Source organism: Microbacterium sp. Bi128, from assembly GCF_918698205.1.
Window position 1 is genome coordinate 1 of the sequence record NZ_CAKKMM010000929.1, and the last position, 2,042, is coordinate 2,042.

The following is a 2,042-nucleotide window of genomic DNA, read 5'->3' on the forward strand; positions in this document are numbered from 1 at the left end:
CGCCAGTACCGTCTGATCGACTTCCGTCGCCACGACAAGGACGGCGTCAACGCCCGCGTTGCCGAAATCGAGTACGACCCGAACCGCACGGCTCGGATCGCCCTCCTGCACTACGTTGATGGCACCAAGCGTTACATCATCGCCCCGAACAAGCTGTCCCAGGGCGACTTCGTAGAGGCCGGCGCCGACGCTGACATCAAGCCCGGCAACAACCTTCCGCTGCGCAACATCCCGGTCGGTACCGTAATCCACGCAGTCGAACTGCGTCCGGGTGGCGGCGCCAAGATGGGCCGCTCCGCCGGCGCATCGATCCAGCTCGTTGCAAAGGAAGGCCGTTTCGCCCAGCTGCGTCTGCCTTCCGGCGAAATCCGCAACGTTGACGTGCGCTGCCGCGCAACCGTCGGCGAGGTCGGCAACGCCGAGCAGTCGAACATCAACTGGGGCAAGGCCGGCCGTATGCGGTGGAAGGGCGTTCGCCCGACCGTCCGTGGTGTCGCCATGAACCCGGTTGACCACCCCCACGGTGGTGGCGAGGGTAAGACGTCCGGTGGACGTCACCCCGTCAACCCGAACGGTAAGCGCGAAGGCCGCACCCGCCGTCCCAACAAAGAGAGCGACAAGCTTATTGTTCGTCGCCGTCGTACTGGCAAGAACAAGCGATAGGAGCCTGGACACATGCCACGCAGCCTGAAAAAAGGTCCTTTCGTTGACCAGCACCTCTTTGTAAAGGTAGCCAGGGAAAACGAAAAGGGCACCAAGAACGTCATCAAGACCTGGTCCCGCCGTTCGATGATCGTCCCCGACATGCTCGGCCACACGATCGCCGTACACGACGGACGCAAGCACATCCCCGTGTTTGTCACTGAGTCGATGGTCGGGCACAAGCTCGGCGAATTCGCTCCCACGCGGACATTCCGCGGCCATGTCAAGGACGACCGTAAGGGCAAGCGCCGCTAGGCGCCTGCACTTACGTCAAAGACGAGAGAAGGAAAGCAATGGAAGCCAAGGCAATTGCGCGTCACATCCGCGTAACGCCTATGAAGGCCCGGCGCGTCGTCAACCTTGTTCGTGGTAAGCAAGCGAATGAGGCTCTGGCAATTCTGAAGTTTGCCCCCCAGGCAGCTTCGGAGCCGGTATTCAAGGTAGTTCAGTCGGCAATCTCCAACGCCCGGGTCCTCGCGGACCGCGACGGCGTGGCGTTTGACGAAGGTGACCTCATCATCAGCGAAGCGTTTGTTGATGAAGGCCCGACCATGAAGCGGTTCCAGCCGCGAGCCCAGGGTCGTGCATTTCAGATCAAGAAGCGCACGAGCCACATCACCGTGGTAGTCGCTACCCCGGAGAAAGAGGAGGCTCGCTAAGTGGGACAGAAAGTTAACCCGCACGGGTTCCGACTCGGCATCACCACCGATCACGTATCGCACTGGTTCGCCGACAGCACCAAGGCCGGCCAGCGGTACAAGGACTTCGTTCGCGAAGACATCCGTATCCGCCAGCTCATGTCCACGGGCATGGAGCGCGCCGGTATCGCCAAGGTCGAAATCGAGCGCACCCGCGACCGTGTCCGCGTGGATATCCACACGGCACGTCCGGGCATCGTCATCGGCCGCCGCGGCGCTGAAGCAGACCGCATCCGCGGCGAGCTTGAGAAGCTCACGGGCAAGCAGGTTCAGCTGAACATCCTCGAGGTCAAGAACCCCGAGATGGAAGCCCAGCTTGTTGCCCAGGGCGTTGCAGAGCAGCTGACTTCCCGCGTGGCTTTCCGCCGTGCGATGAAGAAGGCCATGCAGTCCGCACAGCGCGCCGGTGCCAAGGGCATCCGGATCGCTTGCTCGGGTCGACTGGGCGGCGCAGAAATGTCCCGCTCGGAGTTCTACCGCGAAGGCCGTGTGCCCCTGCACACCCTGCGTGCGAACATCGACTACGGCTTCTACGAGGCCAAGACCACCTTCGGCCGCATCGGCGTGAAGGTCTGGATCTACAAGGGCGACGTCACTGCCAAGGAACTGGCTCAGCAGGCAGCTGCTGCTCCGTCCCGTGGC

4 protein-coding genes are annotated in these 2,042 nt (G+C 62.5%); all 4 read left to right on the forward strand.

Translation table 11 applies throughout. The annotated features are described in order from the left end of the window. Window positions 1-663: 50S ribosomal protein L2 (gene rplB, locus LQV45_RS28115; RefSeq protein ID WP_230010217.1), on the forward strand; the 663-nt coding region annotated here is incomplete at its 5' end. A gap of 12 nt (window positions 664-675) precedes the next feature. After that, the gene (rpsS, locus tag LQV45_RS28120) at window positions 676-957 is read left to right on the forward strand and encodes a 30S ribosomal protein S19 (protein WP_018773666.1); all 282 of its coding nucleotides are present in this window, start codon (window positions 676-678) and stop codon (window positions 955-957) included. Window positions 958-995: 38 nt separating this feature from the next. Further along, window positions 996-1,361, forward strand: a complete 366-nt coding sequence (gene rplV, locus LQV45_RS28125; RefSeq protein WP_003803798.1) for a 50S ribosomal protein L22 — start codon at window positions 996-998, stop codon at window positions 1,359-1,361. After that, on the forward strand, window positions 1,362-2,042 hold a 681-nt coding region (gene rpsC / locus LQV45_RS28130; protein ID WP_230010219.1), incomplete at its 3' end, for a 30S ribosomal protein S3.

Coding starts and splice junctions, on each gene's coding strand:
- rplV (WP_003803798.1), top strand. CDS start 996: ATGGAAGCCAAGGCAATTGCGCGTCACATCCGCGTAACGCCTATGAAG.
- rpsS (WP_018773666.1), top strand. CDS start 676: ATGCCACGCAGCCTGAAAAAAGGTCCTTTCGTTGACCAGCACCTCTTT.